This window comes from Mycobacterium sp. 1164966.3 (genome assembly GCF_001665395.1).
GTDB lineage: Bacteria > Actinomycetota > Actinomycetes > Mycobacteriales > Mycobacteriaceae > Mycobacterium.
This window is the reverse complement of record NZ_LZSG01000050.1, coordinates 1-17,414: the sequence shown is the minus strand read 5'-3', so window position 1 is coordinate 17,414 and position 17,414 is coordinate 1. Positions and strand designations below refer to the sequence as shown.

The 17,414-nt window shown below is 64.8% G+C and carries 16 protein-coding genes and 1 pseudogene; 5 read left to right on the top strand and 12 right to left on the bottom strand.

Going from position 1 to position 17,414, the window contains the following annotated elements:
• Positions 1 to 24: 24 nt before the first annotated feature.
• The 4 genes and pseudogenes from A9W99_RS19440 to A9W99_RS19425 all read right to left on the bottom strand — a co-directional run bounded on the left by A9W99_RS19440 (position 25) and on the right by A9W99_RS19425 (position 5,143).
• Complete coding sequence (locus tag A9W99_RS19440) at positions 25 to 1,428, bottom strand: mechanosensitive ion channel family protein (RefSeq protein WP_067381863.1); 1,404 nt, start codon at positions 1,426 to 1,428, stop codon at positions 25 to 27.
• Positions 1,428 to 3,612, bottom strand: a pseudogene (locus A9W99_RS19435) (adenylate/guanylate cyclase domain-containing protein). The gene A9W99_RS19440 and the pseudogene A9W99_RS19435 overlap by 1 nt, the downstream one beginning before the upstream one ends.
• Before the next feature lie 194 nt (positions 3,613 to 3,806).
• The gene (locus A9W99_RS19430) at positions 3,807 to 4,364 is read right to left on the bottom strand and encodes an MPT63 family protein (protein ID WP_067381860.1); all 558 of its coding nucleotides are present in this window, start codon (positions 4,362 to 4,364) and stop codon (positions 3,807 to 3,809) included.
• A gap of 197 nt (positions 4,365 to 4,561) precedes the next feature.
• Entirely contained in the window at positions 4,562 to 5,143 is a 582-nt protein-coding gene (locus tag A9W99_RS19425) for a dihydrofolate reductase family protein (RefSeq protein ID WP_067381857.1), read from the bottom strand.
• Between the two features lie 120 nt (positions 5,144 to 5,263).
• Here A9W99_RS19425 and A9W99_RS19420 point away from each other — a divergent pair, with 120 nt between their 5' ends.
• Positions 5,264 to 6,145 carry a PfkB family carbohydrate kinase gene (locus A9W99_RS19420; RefSeq protein WP_067381854.1) on the top strand — a complete coding sequence of 294 codons (882 nt, stop codon included), beginning with the start codon at positions 5,264 to 5,266 and terminating at the stop codon, positions 6,143 to 6,145.
• Between the two features lie 6 nt (positions 6,146 to 6,151).
• On the opposite strand, the gene A9W99_RS19415 is transcribed toward A9W99_RS19420, so the two are convergent.
• On the bottom strand, positions 6,152 to 8,206 hold the full coding sequence (locus A9W99_RS19415; protein WP_067381852.1) for an NAD(+) synthase: 2,055 nt from the start codon (positions 8,204 to 8,206) through the stop codon (positions 6,152 to 6,154).
• 57 nt (positions 8,207 to 8,263) lie between these two features.
• Here A9W99_RS19415 and A9W99_RS19410 point away from each other — a divergent pair, with 57 nt between their 5' ends.
• Together A9W99_RS19410 and A9W99_RS19405 are read left to right on the top strand one after the other, a co-directional pair.
• Positions 8,264 to 8,803, top strand: a complete 540-nt coding sequence (locus tag A9W99_RS19410; protein WP_067381849.1) for a cysteine hydrolase family protein — start codon at positions 8,264 to 8,266, stop codon at positions 8,801 to 8,803.
• A 10-nt stretch (positions 8,804 to 8,813) separates the two neighbouring features.
• The gene (locus tag A9W99_RS19405; RefSeq protein WP_067381846.1) at positions 8,814 to 9,650 is read left to right on the top strand and encodes an NAD-dependent protein deacetylase; all 837 of its coding nucleotides are present in this window, start codon (positions 8,814 to 8,816) and stop codon (positions 9,648 to 9,650) included.
• A 160-nt stretch (positions 9,651 to 9,810) separates the two neighbouring features.
• On the opposite strand, the gene A9W99_RS19400 is transcribed toward A9W99_RS19405, so the two are convergent.
• Positions 9,811 to 11,079 (bottom strand): cytochrome P450, encoded by a 1,269-nt coding sequence (locus A9W99_RS19400; RefSeq protein WP_067381843.1) that lies wholly within the window; start codon positions 11,077 to 11,079, stop codon positions 9,811 to 9,813.
• 66 nt (positions 11,080 to 11,145) lie between these two features.
• On the opposite strand from A9W99_RS19400, the gene A9W99_RS19395 reads away from it, so the two are divergent.
• Positions 11,146 to 11,781 (top strand): TetR/AcrR family transcriptional regulator, encoded by a 636-nt coding sequence (locus A9W99_RS19395; RefSeq protein ID WP_067381841.1) that lies wholly within the window; start codon positions 11,146 to 11,148, stop codon positions 11,779 to 11,781.
• A 10-nt stretch (positions 11,782 to 11,791) separates the two neighbouring features.
• On the opposite strand, the gene A9W99_RS26680 is transcribed toward A9W99_RS19395, so the two are convergent.
• The 6 genes from A9W99_RS26680 to A9W99_RS19370 form a co-directional block, all read right to left on the bottom strand.
• Positions 11,792 to 11,965 carry a hypothetical protein gene (locus tag A9W99_RS26680; protein ID WP_156623190.1) on the bottom strand — a complete coding sequence of 58 codons (174 nt, stop codon included), beginning with the start codon at positions 11,963 to 11,965 and terminating at the stop codon, positions 11,792 to 11,794.
• Between the two features lie 93 nt (positions 11,966 to 12,058).
• Positions 12,059 to 13,165, bottom strand: coding sequence for a glutamate 5-kinase (proB, locus tag A9W99_RS19390; protein WP_067381834.1), 1,107 nt, complete (start codon positions 13,163 to 13,165; stop codon positions 12,059 to 12,061).
• The gene (obgE, locus tag A9W99_RS19385) at positions 13,162 to 14,598 is read right to left on the bottom strand and encodes a GTPase ObgE (protein ID WP_067381832.1); all 1,437 of its coding nucleotides are present in this window, start codon (positions 14,596 to 14,598) and stop codon (positions 13,162 to 13,164) included. The genes proB and obgE overlap by 4 nt, the downstream gene beginning before the upstream one ends.
• Before the next feature lie 52 nt (positions 14,599 to 14,650).
• Positions 14,651 to 14,911 carry a 50S ribosomal protein L27 gene (gene rpmA / locus A9W99_RS19380; RefSeq protein WP_067381831.1) on the bottom strand — a complete coding sequence of 87 codons (261 nt, stop codon included), beginning with the start codon at positions 14,909 to 14,911 and terminating at the stop codon, positions 14,651 to 14,653.
• 15 nt (positions 14,912 to 14,926) lie between these two features.
• Entirely contained in the window at positions 14,927 to 15,238 is a 312-nt protein-coding gene (gene rplU / locus A9W99_RS19375) for a 50S ribosomal protein L21 (protein ID WP_067381987.1), read from the bottom strand.
• Between the two features lie 195 nt (positions 15,239 to 15,433).
• Complete coding sequence (locus A9W99_RS19370; protein WP_067381827.1) at positions 15,434 to 15,697, bottom strand: hypothetical protein; 264 nt, start codon at positions 15,695 to 15,697, stop codon at positions 15,434 to 15,436.
• 1,269 nt (positions 15,698 to 16,966) lie between these two features.
• Here A9W99_RS19370 and A9W99_RS26205 point away from each other — a divergent pair.
• A complete protein-coding gene (locus A9W99_RS26205; RefSeq protein ID WP_082930105.1) occupies positions 16,967 to 17,386 on the top strand; it encodes a DUF4189 domain-containing protein in 420 nt (139 codons plus the stop codon).
• Positions 17,387 to 17,414 lie beyond the last annotated feature (28 nt).

The window sequence follows — 17,414 nt, the reverse complement described above, 5'->3', positions numbered from 1 at the left end:
CGGCGATAAGCGAGAGCTGGAGTTTCACCCCACCCGTTCACGCCTGGACAGCTGCCGCACTTTGCTCCGCCGCTCGTCGAGAATGTGGCCGAAGTTCTGCAGAAGCAGCGGTTCACGCGTCACGAGATGCTCGAGGTGTTCGCGATCGATCGCCAGCGCGGTGACCTCCTCCAGCGCGTAGGCCGTCGCCAGGTTCGGTTGCCGCGTCAGCGCCGTGAGGCCCAAGAACGAGCCCGTTTCCAGCGTGCTGAACGGCACCACGGACCCGTCGTCGGCTCGCGCTGTCAGCTGGACGCGCCCGGCGACCAGGAAGGTCATGCCCTCTGGCACTTGGTCGACCGCCTCCACGACTTCGTCGGCGCCGTATCGAATAAGCCTCGCGCAGGACAGAAGTGACCGCTGTTCGTCGAGGCTGAGCCGCAACGCGGGCGCTACCACGGTCCGCAACGCACTCTCCACGCGCTGGGTCGTCGAGTAGTCGTCATCGGCGTCGTCGAGACGGAACCCCTCGCGCCGCGCGGCGTACCAGATCCAGCGCAGGAAGGTTGAGCGCGCGGCGCCTTCGTCGGCCGGCGAGTCCAGCACGATCGTCGTGCGGTACTCGGCCCCGCCGAGCGGGACCGATTGGGGCACGCTGCCCGGCTTGAGCTGCGGCAGCGTGCGGGCAACCCGCGATAAGGTCGCACACACCTGATCGGGCGGGTCGACAGCCGAGAAGGTGGTGGTGATCGCCAATTTGTGCAAGCCGGTAGGGCGACTGAGATTTGTGAACGAAGTGCTGGCCAGCATCGAATTCGGGGTGACCCGAATGCCGCTGCCGGTGTCGATGTGCACCGCCCGCCAGTTCACCTCGACGACGCGGCCCCGCGCAGTCCCGGTGTCCAGCCAATCGCTGATCCGGAACGGCTGCTCGAGCAGCATGAACAGGCCGGACACGATCTGGCCGACGGAGTTCTGCAGCATCAGACCGATGACGACCGACGTGATGCCCAGCGCGGTGAACAGCCCGCCGACCCGAACCCCCCAGACATACGACAGGATCACCGCCAGGCCGATGCCGATCAACGCGAAACGCGCCACGTCGACGAAGATGGCGGGCAGCTTCTTTCGCCAGCTCTCTTCCGGGGCGCCCTCGAACACGGTTGCGTTAAGCCCGGACAGCAACAGCACCAGCACCAGGAAACCGAATACCGTCGTGAGCGCCCGCACCGCGCCCTCTCGGGCCGGGATCTCGGAGGCCTTGACAAGCAGCAACAAGAGCGCGCCCAGTGGCACCACGTAATTGCGCAGCAGTCTTACCTGCCTGGCCATCCGGTGGTTGCGACGGGCCAGCAGATCATGCAATTCGGTCAGCGCGATGAGTACTATCGGCAGGCCGATCGCGATCCCGATCGCCCAGTAGAACCACGAGGAGCTGAATACGTTCATTACCGCTCCGACAAGCGGTAGATCTGCCTTTCGGTCCCGTCGACCGAAAGCTGGCCGGCAGGCGTGAAGTGCCGCGCCTCCCGCAACGTCTCATACACCTGCGAGGTGACAAAGATGCCCAGTTGTGGTGCGCCGCTTCGCATTTGATGAGCCAGGCTCACCGCCCCGCCCCACATGTCGTAGACCAGGTTGGATCGGCCCACCAGTCCGCTGATGACGTCACCGGTGTTGATGCCGACGCGGAGCCCCAGCTGATGGCCGGTTTGAGTGTTGAAGCGATCGACGATGCGGTCCATCTGGAGGGCGAAATCGACGCTTCGGTGGATACTGTCCAGTCGCGGAGTAACCACGCCGCAGCTGGCGAGATACCCGGTGTGGAACGTCCGGATCCGTTCCACGCCAAGGGCTTCAGCCGCGGCGTCGAATTGCCGGAACAGCTCGTCGACGTTCCCCACCAATTCTTTCTCCGGCAGAACGCTGGACATCTCGTCGAGGCCGACGACGTCGGCGTAGATGATGGCGACGTCCTGGTGCTTCTGCGCGATCGGCGTCTCTCCGTCGCGATACCGCTGGACCACCGCCTCCGGCATCAGCGACAGCAGTAGGCGATCGTTTTCCCGCCGCTGCTCGTCGAGCAGCTCTTGCTTGATCGCCAGATTTCGGCTCATCTCGTTGAAAGCCGCTGTGAGGTCACTGATTTCGTCGCGCCTGGTTACCGGAATATTGATGTCGTAGTCGCCAGAGCTGATCTTTCGGGTGCCCTCGTCGAGCCGCCGGATGGGCCGTACCGCTCTTTGAGCGACGAGCATCGACGCCACACAGATGACAAAGATCATCCCACTGACTGCGATCGCGAGCCGCTTGCTGAATCTTCCTAGCCGCGCAAAGGCATTGGAGTCGTCCCGCGTCGCCAGGATCGACCAGTGCAGGTCCGAGTTGGGGTATGTCCAACGGAGCATAGGCCTCGAGCTCTTTGTTGCCGGTGTAGTCGATTGCGCCGACGACGCCGCTCTCGCCGCGCTGAGCCGCACGGAGACCCGCGCTTCCGACCGGTTGCACCAGCGTCGTGCCGCCCAATCGGATTGCCCGGTCCACCACGTCGGGCGGGGTGCCCGCGGCGATGGCGTCGCGCCGGTAGGCTTTCGGGTCCTCCAGGAAAAGCCTTGAGTCGGAACGCATCAGGTTGTCGGGCCCCGCCAGATAGGTTTCCGTTGCGGCGCCAACGCCAGCGGCCTGCCAGTCCTTATTGGCGGTCATGATCTTGTTGATCTTCGCAATCGGCACCGGCAAGGCCATGACGCCGTCGATCTTGCCGTTCATGCCGACCGGCGACACCACCCACGCCGTAGGGGTGTCGAGTAGCGGTTGGTACGGCTGGAAATCGGTGATCCACACGAAATCTACGTCGTTGGAGGACAACGCTTTTTGGTACGCATCACGCAATTTGGATTCGCGATAGGGGCCGGTGAGGATGTTGGTACCGAGGTCGGGACCCTTCTGCACCGAGTAGATGACATTGCCCTGCATGTCCAGCAGCAGCGCGTCCCGATAGTCGAAACGGCTGGTGATTTCGCGCAGGTAGAAATCGAACCGGGCGTTGGCCGCCGACCAGGGACTACCGTCACCGGCATCTTCGACCGGCATCGAGTTGGTCCTCGGCGCGGCCGTGTAATACGCCTGAAGGTATTTCTGCGCATTGGAACTGGGCAGGACGGCGTTCAGATCAAGAGCGTCACCGGTTATCCGTTTGATCGGCTTGATCATCTCGTTCTCGTAGTAAGTGACGAGCGCGTGCTGCTGGGCGGGATTGATCGTGGCACCGGCCAATTGCCCGAACCCTGCGGTGAGCGCCGTCGTTGCCTCGACAATGCCGAACCCGCCGCTGTACACGATCAACGAATTCGTCACCTCCCGAAACAGCGCCTCCACACCCCGCTTCTGCGCCTCGCGCAATTCGATCAGCCGCTCGGACTCGACTTCCCGTAATGCGCTGCGCCCGGACACGCCCCCGATAAGGCCAATAACGGCCACCGACAGGATGCTGGATAACAGCAACGCCACCATGATCTTGGACTGGATGCCGAACCGGAAACGCCGCCGCAGCAAAGGCCGACGGCCGCGCGTTCTGCCGACGGGGGTGGTCTCGCCTTCAGGAACTGAGTCCGTCGGCTCTTCCGATGTCAATCGGTTTCCTCTCCGTTACGCGCCCTTAAGAGCCTGAGCTTGTTCTACGTCAGGCGGATAACGCGCAGACTAACGGGACGACCGCAAGATAATCACGATTGCGGAAAACTGACGTTCGCCATTAGGCGTGCGGCCCGCATACGAAACCTCCCCGCGCCACCAAGCAATGGCACGGGGAGGTATTTATCGGAGGATCAGCTATTTGGAGCCGGCGCAGGAAGCCCGCCGGGTGCGGGACTCGCGCCCGGGGATGGGCTGGGCGAAGCTTCCGCAGGCACGTTTGATGTCCAGATCAGGATGTCTTGTAATCCGTCGTTGTAGACGACACCATTCGGCGGTGCGCCCGTCACGTCGAAATACAGGGTGCCTGTCGACTCGCTGCCTTGTGGGATGGGCGCCGGGTTGAGGCCATTAGGAACCTCGACTTTGTCGATCAGCTTGTAGTTCTGACCGTTGGGCCCCCGGGCCATGAAGTCTCTGACCATGGGCGTGACAGTGCCGCCGTCCGACCTGGCGGTGATGTCTGCCTGGTAAAGCGTTCCCTTGGGCGTGTAGCCGGGGATCGCGACGTTACTGCGCACAAGGTTGGTCACCGTGTAAGTGGTAACCATTGGCCCGTCGACCAGCGATTCAGGGGTGCCAAATCCCTGGATGTTCGGTGCGGCAGACGCGCTTGCCGCGGTAAAAGCGCTCACCGCCGCTATTCCCGCGGCAGCGATTGCCGTCTTGACCGTAGTCGTTGTGAACTTCACGATGGCTCCTTCGTCTTCTCCATGTGGGTCGAGCGGTTACCCGAACGGGGCAAAACCGCGCTCGAATTGGCATAACCACCGACGGAAATCTCAAACATGGCTACGCAAATTACTGCGCAAAACGGATTCGCGCGCCGGAACAACTTCGTCAAAGCACACACCACAGCAAATTAGTTATTCGCGGGCCTCGGGTGGACTCACCCATGCAGAGTGGGCCGATAGATAAGCTCCTGGATATTGCGGTCGAGTGTGCGGCTCTCGATAAGCTCGAGGTCGAAGTCGGCCGCACCGCGGAAGATCGGATCATCGCCGTTCTGACCGGTGATCACGGGAAACAGCGTCACCTGGATACGGTCGACCAAGCCGGCCGCCATCAGCGCCCGGTTCACCGACAGGCTGCCGTGCGAGCGCAACGGCATTTCGGACTCCTCCTTGAGCCGGGCGACGACGTCGACGGCGTCGCCACTCACGACGGTCGCGTCAGGCCAGTCGAGAGGTCCGTCGAGGGTGGTCGACACCACCGTCGCCGGCAGGTGCCTCATCCGGGTGACCCACGGGTCATGCACCTCGGACTCATCGGAACTTTCGGCGAGCATTTGCGTGAACAGCCGATATGTGTTGGCGCCGAATACCATTCGCTGCTTCTCCTCGTAAACGGCGAGGCGGTGGCCGAGCAGTTCGGGGCCTTGCTTCCCCCAGTAGCCGCCCCAGTCGCCGCCGCTGACACCGCCGAAGCCGTCGAGGCTGGAAAAGACGTCGAAGGTGTAGGTAGCGGTCATGGTGCTCTCCTCTGTATGCGGTCGATGCCCGTGTCGGGGATACAGACCGAAAGCCATGGCGAAACTAATCGCTGGCCACAACATCGGGTTGCCTCGCGTGCTAGCACTAACGTCGACCGTATGGCGGCACGGGTGTGCGTGGTCGGAAGCGTGAACATGGACCTGACGGCGCACGTCGAAACCCTGCCACGCCCGGGTGAGACGGTGCTGGCGTCGTCGCTGACCCACTCACCCGGCGGCAAGGGTGGCAATCAGGCCGTGGCCGCGGCGAGGGCCGGCGCGCAGGTCCAGTTCGTCGGCGCTTTCGGCGACGATGCCGCCGCCGAGCAGTTACGTACTCACCTGCTCGCCAACGGCGTTGGACTCGACGGGACGGTGACCGTGCCCGGACCCAGCGGCACGGCGATCATTGTGGTGGACGCCGACGCCGAGAACACGATCGTGGTGGCCCCGGAGGCCAACGGGCGACTCGTTTTGGATGACGAAAATGTGCGCGCAGCGATCGGGGATTGCGAGGTGTTGTTGACCCAGCTCGAGATTCCAGTCGCGGCGGCACTTACCGCGGCGCGCCAAGCCCGGTCCGCCGGTGCGGTCGTCATGGTCAACGCCTCGCCCGCCGGCCAAGATTCCGGCGCGCTGGCCGAGCTCGCGGCCGTCGCGGACGTCGTTGTGGTCAACGAATCCGAGGCCGACGAATGGCCATGGCGGCCAGCCCATTTGGTCGTCACCCTCGGTGCGCGCGGCGTCCGGTACGTCGGCGCCGACGGCGAATTCGAGGTATCCGCTCCCGCGGTTACGGCGGTGGACACCACCGGGGCCGGCGATGTGTTCGCCGGAGTCCTGGCCGCCAATTGGCCGCACACCTCGGACGCGGCGCAGCGGTTGCACGCCCTGCGGCGGGCGGCTGCCGCCGGCGCGCTGGCGACGCTGGTGCAAGGTGCCGGGAATTGCGCACCGGATGCCGAAGCGATCGACGCCGCGATCGCTGCCGGCCGAGCCTGAGCCGTCCTACTCCTTGGGAACCTCGCGCTCGATTTCGTCGAGCCAGATCCGCGCGGACATGTCCGACGGGGCGCGCCAATCGCCGCGCGGGGACAACGCACCACCATGAGACACCTTGGGACCGTTGGGTAATGCCGAGCGCTTGAACTGGCTGAACGAGTAGAACCGCTGCACGAAGACTTGCAACCAGTGCCGAATCTCTTTGAGCGAGTACGACGGTCGCTTGTCCTCTGGGAATCCGGGCGGCCAGATGCCGTGATCGGGATCATTCCAGGCGTGCCACGCCAAGAACGCGATCTTCGACGGGCGGAACCCGAAGCGCAGCACGTGGAACAGCGAAAAGTCTTGCAGGGCAAACGGTCCCACCTTCGCTTCGCTGCTCTGCAATTCTTCCTCTTCGCCGCTGGGCACGAGTTCGGGAGTGATCTCGGTGTCCAGCACCGACTGCAGCACGTCGGTCACATCTGACTCGAACTGCCCCGACGAGATCACCCAGCGGATCAGGTGCTGAATCAGCGTCTTGGGTACCCCGCCATTGACGTTGTAGTGCGACATCTGGTCGCCGACACCATACGTCGACCAGCCCAGGCCCAGCTCGGAAAGGTCACCGGTGCCCAGCACTATCCCGCCGCGCTGGTTGGCCAGCCGGAACAGGTAGTCGGTGCGCAAACCGGCCTGGACATTCTCGAAGGTCACGTCGTAGGCCTTTTCGCCGCGCCCGAAGGGATGATCGATCTCCTTGAGCATCAGCTTTGCGGTCTCGGTGATGTCGATCTCGGAGAACGTGACGCCAAGTGCGCGGCACAGCTCGATCGCATTCTTCTTGGTGCGATCGCCCGTCGCGAACCCGGGCAGCGTGAACGCCAGAATGTCGCTGCGCGGCCGCTCTTCCCGGTCCATGGCACGGGCGGCGACGATCAGCGCGTGCGTCGAGTCCAAACCGCCGGAAATCCCGATGACGACCTTCGGATAGTCCAGCGCGCGCAACCGCTGCTCCAGTCCGGCAACCTGGATGTTGTAGGCCTCGTAGCAATCCTGTTCCAGCCGTTGCGGATCGGCCGGGACGAACGGGAACCGCTCGACTTTTCGCCGCAGCCCGATGTCGCCGGCCGGCGGATCCAGGCGGAACTCGATGGGCCGGAACGACTCTGACGACACGCGATGGTGACGCCGGTTGTCGTCGAAGGTTCCCATCCGCAGCCGCTCGGATCGGAGCAGCTCGATGTCGACGTCGGCGACCGAACGGCGCTCTCCTTTGGGGAAGCGCTCGGAATCGGTGAGCAGCACCCCGTTTTCCCAGACCATGGTCTGGCCGTCCCATGCCAGGTCGGTCGTCGACTCGCCCCCTCCCGCTGCGGCGTAGACATAGGCGGCGAGGCACCGCGAGGACGCCGAGCGGGCGAGCAGGCAGCGGTCCTCGGCGCGGCCGATCGTGATCGGGCTGCCGGACAGGTTGGCCAGCACCGTCGCACCCGCCAGCGCGGCTTCGGCACTGGGTGGCACCGGCACGAACATGTCCTCGCAGATCTCGACGTGCAGCACGAAGCCGGGCACGTCGGACGCCGCGAACAGCAGATCGGGGCCGAACGATGCCTGCAGCTCCCCGATTCGGACGGTGCCGCGCTCCTCGTCGCCGGGCGCGATCTGGCGTCGCTCGTAGAACTCCCGATAGTTGGGCAGGTAGGACTTGGGCGCCACACCGAGCACGGCCCCGCGGTGAATGACGACCGCGGTGTTGTAGATGCGATGGCGATGACGTAGCGGCGCGCCGACCACCAGCACGGGTAGCAGAGCGCTGGACGCCGCGACGATGTCGAGCAGTGCGAGCTCGACGGCGTCCAGCAACGAATCCTGCAGCAGAATGTCCTCGATCGAATAGCCCGACAAGGTCAGCTCCGGGAAGACCGCCAACCCGACGCCGTCGTCATGGCATTCGCCGGCCAACCGCAAGACCGCCGCGGCGTTGGCCGCCGGATCGCCGATCGTGGTGTGGTGCGTGCATGCGGCGACCCGGACGAAACCCTGGCTGTAGGCGTTGTAAAAGTCCTTGTAGGAATTCATTGCCCTCCATTCTCACCCGGCTGGTGTCAACACCGGGTCGTCGGGTATCAACACAACATGAGCGACACCGCTGTCCTGGTTATCGACATGCTGAACACGTACGAGCATGACGACGCCGAAGAATTGATACCCAATGTCGCCAAGATCATCGATCCGCTGGCCGATTTGGTCGGACGCGCTCGGAAATCCGAGTCCGTCGACCTGGTGTACGTCAACGACAACTACGGAGATTTCACCGCCGAGTTTTCCGATATCGTCCGCGCGGCAGTCAACGGCGCACGGCCTGACCTGGTCAAGCCGATCGTGCCCGCGGAAGGCAGCCGCCTCCTGACCAAGGTTCGCCACAGCGCCTTCTACGCCACGCCGCTGGCGTATCTGCTCGGCCGCCTGGAAACGAAGCGGGTGATACTCACCGGGCAGGTCACCGAGCAGTGCATCCTGTACACCGCCCTGGATGCCTACGTGCGCCACTTTCAGGTCGTGGTCCCTGCCGACACGGTGGCCCATCTCGACGCCGAGCTGGGCAAGGCCGCCCTGAAGATGATGGAGCAGAACATGTCCGCAGAGCTCACGACGGCGGCAGACTGCCTGCGTTAGCCTCGAACAGGTGACGGAATCGCCGGAACTGGTGGCCCTGCTGGCCGGTCGCCGGTTCGCCGTGCTCACAGGCGCGGGAATCTCCACCGACTCGGGAATTCCCGACTACCGCGGACCCGATTCGCCGCCGAGCAATCCGATGACGATCCAGCAGTTCACCTCGGATCAGGCGTTTCGGCAGCGGTACTGGGCGCGCAACCACGTCGGCTGGCGGCACATGGACGACACCCAGCCCAACGCCGGCCACCGGGCGCTGGCCACGCTGGAACACGCCGGACTGGTGACGGGTGTGATTACCCAGAACGTCGATCTGCTGCACACCAAGGCGGGCAGCCGCAACGTCGTCAACCTGCACGGCAGCTACGCGCGGGTGGCCTGCCTGGGTTGCGGCTACACCATGAGCCGGGCCGCGCTCGCCGAACGGCTGGAGGCACTCAACCCGGGCTTCACCGAGCGCGCCGAAGCCACTGGGGGTCTGGCCGTGGCCCCGGATGCCGACGCCCTCGTCGCCGACACCAGCTCGTTTCGGTACCTCGACTGCCCTCGCTGCGGCGGCATGCTCAAACCCGACATCGTCTACTTCGGCGAATCTGTCCCCAAAGACGTTGTCGCTGGAGCCTATTCGCTGGTGGATCAGGCCGAGGCGCTGCTGGTCGCGGGCTCGTCGCTGACGGTGTTCTCCGGCTACCGGTTCGTCCGACACGCCGCCGCCATTGGCATTCCCGTCGCCATCGTCAACCGCGGCCGCACCCGCGGCGACGACCTGGCCACGGTCAAGGTCGACGGCGGCTGCTCGGAACTACTCACGCTGCTTGCCTCCGAATTTGCCGGGGCCGCTTTGTTTTAGACGTGTCGCGGGCTCGTCACATCTGTCGCTCCGCTACCAAAAAGCAGGGATATGTTGCGGTCTTCAATGTGATAGCGCGGGTGCTATCACGATGGCCGCGGTGTCGTCGAGCGGAGGCTTTCGGCGTAAATCCCGAGCTTCCAGTGCCCGCCAAGATGGGTTAGAAGCGGCAGGGCAAGCGGCGGATGGCGTGGATGAAATTGCCTGTGACATATGTGGGTTCGCCCGCTTCGATATCTGGCACCTGTCGCAAGAGCTCGCCGAAAATGGCGCGCAGTTGCGCTCGGGCCACGTGGGCTCCAAGGCAGAAGTGCACTCCGCCACCGCCGAAACCTACATGCGGGTTGGGGCTGCGGCCCAGGTCGAACCGCTCCGGATAGTCGAACGCCTCGTCGTCCCGGTTCCCAGACGCGTAGAACATCACCACCTTCTCACCGGCCGAGATGGTCTGCCCGCCCAGCTCGAAATCCGTTGTGGCCGTGCGGCGGAAGGTCATGACCGGAGTGGCCCAGCGGATGAATTCCTCGACCGCGGTTCCGATCCGGTTCTCGAAATCCTCTCGCAGCCAGTCTCGCTGTTTCGGAAAGTCGGTGAGGGCTTTCAAGGCGTGGCTGGTGGTCTGGCGCGTGGTGTCGTTTCCCGCCACGGCAAGTAGCACGAAGAATGCGGACACGTCGGCGTCGGTCAGCCGGTCACCGTCGACTTCTGCGTTGACCAGACTGCTGAAGAGGTCGTCACGGGGATCGTCACGACGCTGTGCGGCCAACGAGCCGGCGACTTGATGCAGGTAAACCTGGTTCTCGAAAGCGACTTCGAGGGGATTGCGGCCGTTCAGGAAGTCCGGGTCCTCGAAGGACACCAGGGCGTCGGCGGCGTGCGCCACTTGCTGGCGCTCGGATTCCGGGATCCCCATCATGTCCGACAAGGTCCGGATGGGCAGTTCCTTGGCGCAATGTTCCACGAAATCAGCGCCCGCGCCGACGGCCCGCAGCTCCTCGACGATGGCCTTGGCGTTCTGGTTGATCGACTCTTCGATGCGCCGAACCTGCCTGGGGGTGAAGGCGGCGTGGGCGAGCTTGCGCAGCTTGGTGTGCCGCGGCGGATCCATCGCCAGAAACGACTGCGACGCCTCGAGTAGCTCCTCGGGATAGTTCTCGAACATCACTCCCTTGCCGGAGACGAACACCTCGTTGTTGCGGCTCACCGCGACGATGTCGGAGCGACGGGTGACGGCCCAATAGCCGCGGTCGTTCGGATCGGGCAGCATCGCGTCTTCGACAGGGGGATGCCAGCTCACCGGCCGTTCGGCGCGCAAGATGGCGAACGCGCGTTCGCGGTCGTCAGCCGTCGTCGACCAGAACGCACGCGAGGAAAGGTCGATCGGGTCGTAGCTGCGGCTCTTGCCGGACAGTCCTGTCGCCTCGGTCATGCTGGTGACCTTATGTCTAGACATGATGTCTAGTCAAGATGTAGATCTACGAGTTATGCTCAGCAAATGCCGTCCGTCACCCGCAAGCCGCAGGCCAACCGCCGACAGCGGCGAGAGCAGATGGAACGCCGGCTGTTGGAAGCGACCGAACGCCTGATGGGCGATGGCACCAGCTTCACCGAACTCAGCGTGGACCGGCTGTCCACCGAGGCAGGTATTTCGCGCGCCAGCTTCTACATCTATTTCGAAGACAAAGGCCATCTGCTGCGCCGGCTGGCCACCGAGGTGTTCGCGGAGCTGGTCGGCGGCGGGGAACGCTGGTGGGGCGTGGCCGGACGTCACGATCCGGACGACCTGCGCGCCGCGCTGGCCGGGATCGTCGCGAGCTTTCGCCGTCATCAACCGGTGCTCGTCGCGCTCAACGAGATGGCCGGTTACGACCCGGCGACGGCGCAGACCTATCGCGATCTGCTGACCGGAATTTCCGGACGCATGGCACAGGTCATCGAGGCCGGCCAAGCCGACGGATCGATCCGCTCGGAACTTCCGGCGGCCACCACCGCCAGTGCTTTGGTCTGGATGGTCGAGCGGGCCTGCCAGCAGAACCTGCCGAACGAACCGCCCGACTACGACCCGGAGCTGGTCAGCGCACTGACCGAAATCGCTTGGGGCGCATTGTATCTAAGGTCGGCCACGCAGTGACGCCGAAAGGTCAGCGCGCCCTGCGCAGCTCGGCGACGAAGCGCCGTCCCTGGTTGTCGGTCACCTGCCAGGCGTAGGGGCCGATGAGTTGGGAGTAGCCCAGCATCTGAACGGCGGCGCGGCCGTCTTGCTCAACGCGGATACCGTCGACACGCTGGCCGTTGGATGTTGTGAGTGCCCACATGGTGACTCCCTTTTCTCGCTTGCTTGAGAAAAGGGTCAGGGGCAGGGCTTCAAGGATCCTTCACAAATTCTTGGAGCGGAACTTCGGCGGGCTTTAGACGGCCACCAGGTCGTCGGCGTGTACCGCGGGACGGCGCAGCTCGCCGGGCAGCTCGGAGGTGGACCGGCCGATCATCGATGCGAGCTCCATTGCATCGTAAGCGACCACGCCGCGGGCGATCATGGCCTCGTCCGGTCCGCGCAATTCGACGACATCGCCCGCCGAAAACCCGCCCGATACCCCGGTGATACCCGCGGGCAGCAACGAGCGGCGCTGCCCCACGACTGCCCGGACCGCGCCGGCGTCGAGCCGCAACCAACCGGCGGCGTCGGCGGCGTACCGGACCCAGAACCGCCGCGCCGACATCCGGTCGGACCGCGCGGCGAACACCGTGCCCACCGAGGCGTCAGCCAGCGCGGTTGCGGCGTCAGCGGCGGCCGCCAACAACACCGGCACACCTGCATCGGCGGCCAGCAACGCTGACGACACCTTCGATGCCATCCCGCCCGTGCCCAGGTGGCTGCTTTGTCCGGCCACCACACCATCGAGATCAGCCGGCCCGCCCACTTCGGCAATGAACCTGGCCTCCTTGTACTTTCGGGGGTCCGAGCCGTAGAGGCCGTCTATGTCGGACAGCAGCACCAATGCGTCCGCGCCGACCAGGTGGGCCACCAGCGCGGAAAGCCGGTCGTTGTCGCCGAACCGGATTTCGTTGGTGGCCACGGTGTCGTTTTCGTTGACGATGGCCACCGCATGCAGTGCCCGCAACCGGTCCAGGGTTCGCTGAGCGTTGTTGTGCTGCACGCGCATCGAGATATCGTGCGCGGTCAGCAACACCTGCCCCACCGTGCGGCCATAGCGGGCGAACGCCGTGCTCCACGCGTTCACCAGCGCCACCTGCCCGACGCTGGCCGCCGCCTGCTTGGTGGCCAGATCATTGGGCCGCTTGGACAGTCCGAGCGGCTCGATGCCCGCGGCGATCGCACCCGAGGACACGATGACGACGTCGGAGCCCGCCTTCATGCGTCCTTCGATTGCGTCGGCCAGCCCGGCCAGGCGGCGGGCGTCGAACATGCCGTTCGGGGTTGTCAGCGCGGTGGTGCCGACCTTGACGACGACGCTGCGCGCGGTCCGGATGGCTTCGCGGTGAGGACTGTTCATGAGCGCCGCTCACGGCGCTGGCGACGGGCCTCCTTGCGTTCGGCGGCCCCGACACGATCGCTGCTCTCCAGGCGCGTGTCCGTGCCGCGGCCGGACAACGCGACATCAACGCCGGCGGGTGTCTGCGGTTCCCAGTCAAACGTCATCTCGCCGATGGTCACCGCGCATCCTGGATGCGCACCCTGCCGCAGCAGCTCCTGCTCCACTCCCAGCCGGGCCAGGCGGTCGGCGAGATAGCCGACGGCTTCGTCGTTGTCGAAGTTCGTCTGGCCGATCCAGCGCTCGGGCCGCGCGCCGCTGACCACGAAACCGCCGTGCCCGTCGGGCTCGACGGTGAAGCCGCTGTCGTCCACCGGCACTGGGCGGATCACCGGCCGTCGGGCCACCACTGGCGGGCGTTGCGCGTTGTAGTCCGAGATCATCTTCCAGAGACCAAAGATTAACGGCTGCAAGCCTTCCCGGGTCGCCGTTGATACCAGGAACACCGGCCAGCCCCGCGCGGCGATGTCCTCTTGGACGAACTCGGCGAGCTCGCGGGCCTCCGGCACGTCGATCTTGTTCAGCACCACCGCCCGGGGCCGCTCGGCCAGGTCGCCGAGCGCCGCGTCCCCTTGCAATGTGGGTGTGTAGGAAGCAAGTTCGGCCTCCAGGGCATCGATGTCGGAGATCGGATCGCGGCCCGGTTCTTCGGTGGCGCAGTCCACGACATGCACCAGCACCGCGCAGCGCTCGATGTGCCGCAAGAAGTCCAGACCCAAGCCGCGCCCCTGCGACGCACCCGGAATCAAACCGGGCACATCGGCGACGGTGAAGGCGTGCTCTCCGGCAGATACCACCCCGAGGTTGGGAACCAGCGTGGTGAATGGGTAGTCGGCGATCTTGGGCTTGGCCGCCGAGATCACCGACACCAGCGAGGACTTTCCGGCCGACGGAAAGCCGACCAGCCCGGCGTCGGCGACGGTCTTCAGCTCCAGGGTGAGGTCGCGGGCCTGGCCTGGCTCGCCGAGCAGCGCGAAGCCCGGCGCTTTGCGGGCGCGGGAGGCCAGCGCGGCATTGCCAAGACCGCCGCGGCCACCGGCGGCAGCTTCGAAGCGGGTGCCCGCGCCGACCAGGTCCGCCAGCAACCTGCCGTTTTCGTCCAGCACCACGGTGCCGTCGGGCACCTTCACTTCCAGGTCCGCACCCGCTGCGCCGTCCCGGTTGTTGCCCATCCCCTGTTTGCCCGACTGGGCGGCGATGTGCGGACGAAAGTGAAAGTCGAGCAGGGTGTGCACTTGCGGGTCGACGACGAACACCACGCTGCCGCCGCGCCCGCCGTTGCCGCCGTCCGGACCGCCCAGCGGCTTGAACTTCTCGCGGTGCACCGACGCGCAGCCGTTACCGCCGGAACCTGCCCGTGCGTGGATGACGACCCGATCGACGAACCGAGGCATCGGGCTTCCCCTCAATCGCCAAGTGTGTAGCTAGGCACACACCCCTGGCCGCTTAGTCGGCGGTCTCCCCGACAATGCTGACGGTCTTACGTCCGCGCTTGACCCCGAACTCGACGGCACCGGCCGCCTTGGCGAACAAGGTGTCGTCACCGCCGCGACCCACGTTGACGCCCGGATGGAACTTGGTGCCGCGCTGCCGGACCAGGATCTCGCCAGCCTTGACGAGCTGGCCGCCGAACCGCTTCACGCCCAGCCGCTGAGCTGCCGAATCACGCCCGTTACGCGAGCTGGAAGCGCCCTTTTTGTGTGCCATGTCTGTCGCCTCCCGCTACTTGATGCCGGTGACCTTGAGGACGGTCAGCTGCTGACGGTGTCCCTGCCGCTTGTGGTAGCCGGTCTTGTTCTTGAACTTATGGATCCGGATTTTCGGGCCCTTGGTGTGCTCGAGCACTTCGCCGGTCACCGCGACCTTGGCCAGCGCCGTGGCGTCGCTGGTCACCTTCGCGCCGTCGACGACGAGCGCGACCGGCAGAGACACCTTGGCTCCGGGCTCGGATTCCAGCTTCTCGACCTTGACCACGTCTCCGACGGCGACCTTGTACTGTTTGCCGCCGGTCTTGACGATTGCGTAGGTCGCCATCGTTGCTCCTGCCTTAACTCTGCTCAGCTTCTCGCGCGCGGCCAACGGGCCGGGCGCGTGGTGGGTCTTGTGGCGCGGGGCCATATCTCCCGCTCGCCGGCCGAACGCTATTCGCCCAGCCTGGCGACAACTGACCAAGGGTACGTGACCAGCGGCTACAGGGTCAAACTGCCGAGAGTGACCTAGAACATCGAGCTAGATGTGTCCCGGCATTCCGCCACCACCGATATGTCCCGGCATACCGCCACCGATGTGCTCGTCGGGCATCCCGCCACCGATGTGCTCGTCGGGAATCCCGCCACCGATGTGCTCGTCGGGCGGCCCGCCACCGATGTGCTCGTCGGGCGGCCCGCCAGCAAACGGGTCTCGCGGTGTTTCGGCCGGTGGTGCATCGATCGAAGGGGCGGCTGCCGCCGGCGGGGCGTACGGGCCCCCGGCGCACACCGGGTCGTTGGGCATGGAAATGCATTTTGTATCGGCCGGGCCGGTGGGACCACCAGGATTGTCGAGCCCAGCGGGACGAGGAGGAGAGGCGTAGGGGCCACCCTGACACTGGGCTGCCCAGGACATCGTCACGCACCGGGGATCATCCGGGCCCGTGGGCCAACCAGGATCAGGATCGTCGAAAAAGGCGCGCGTGCCGAAGCCGGCTGCGGGCGTCGCGTTCGCGTGAACGGTCGCGCCCACCACGGCTATTCCTAGTCCGAATGCCGCGGCCACAACGGTTTTGGTCAACGCGCCGCGCACTCCCGAAGCCATTTCCCCCTCATCCACCACTCCTTACGTGCGGACCCCAACTAATTACCTGAGGCTGCCGTTACCGATGTAATCACCGCTTATCGTCGCACGCCAACTCCCCCGGTGGGGTTTAAACGGTGGGCCGGAATTTGCTGGTCGGCGTGGATCGGTGGACCGGCGGGCCTGCCCGCTGCGCGCCCCCGGCGCGGAGCTTCGGTTACGCGGTCAGCGGAGCCGCCCGTCTCGGAGTCGGATCGTCCTCGGGCGCCTGGAAGGCCGTTCGGACTTATCGACGATCCGACTGGGGGCCGGCGTTTTGTCTGGGGCTGACGTCAATATTCACGAACAAGCGGCGGGGGAACCAAATTGACGCCCACCCACGCGAATGGTGCACAAGTCGGGCAACACTTCCTGGGTTTCGATCCTATCGACGTGTGTTTGAACCAGAGCATAGCTGTTCAATGTTTGCTGGATTGCATTGACGTCGCGTAGCAACGAACGGAATAAGCTAGCGAGCTAAGACATTAGGTCAGCTATCTACCCAAGCTGCCTGGCATTACGGGCGACCTGGCAAAGACGGCTTATGGATCATTGATTCGCCGCCTATCATGACATACGATTTGCGGACACAACACAAAAGGATTACGGGTCCATCGCCTCGGGGCGGTGGGCAGTGTGAGAATGAGGGAAACCCAGTGGCTCCCAACAGTTCTATTAACGTCGGCGATTGACCTCTCGTCGAGCGCATTCTTTGAACCTCGAAGGAGGTGTCAATGAGTATGCAAGAGCGGAGTGTCAGCGCGAAGCGAAATTTCATCTCTTGTCGACTTGTGGTCGTCTTCGTGATTGTTCGTCCTTGCTGTACTACGCGCGCCCCACCTCGACCCGACTGCGGTTCACAAGGCTAAATACCGGCCAGAGAAGGCCAAACAACCTAAGCGACCATTATGTCCACCTTTACGGGATCTTCAGCACAGGCAAGGAACCACCATGAAAGAGAACAGTTTTGTCACTCGCGCCGCAATTTTCGCGGCGGGCGCTGCGGCGGTGACCGCGCTGACCGTCACCGGGGCGCCCACGGCATACGCCGCCGGGGACTGGGGCGCGCTCGCGGTTTCGGCGGACGGCAAGACCGGCGGGACAGCAAGTGGTGCCAATGATGAGACAACCGCCTTGAATTCGGCCGCTAGTAATTGTCAAGCAAAGACCAGCTCCACATGCACTGCGGTCACGTCGCTGCACCGCGGCACCGAGCACGCGTGTGGCGCGTTGGCCGCCCCAGCAAATGTGCAAGCCCCCAACGGCCCTCACTTATCCGCAATAGGTTATGGCGGCTCGGTCGACGCAGCGAGGCAAGCTGCTTTGCAACAACAACCCGGCGGGAACGTCGTCGCCGCAGCGTGCGCCTGACTGACCCGGCGAGCGGCTAGCGCAGCGG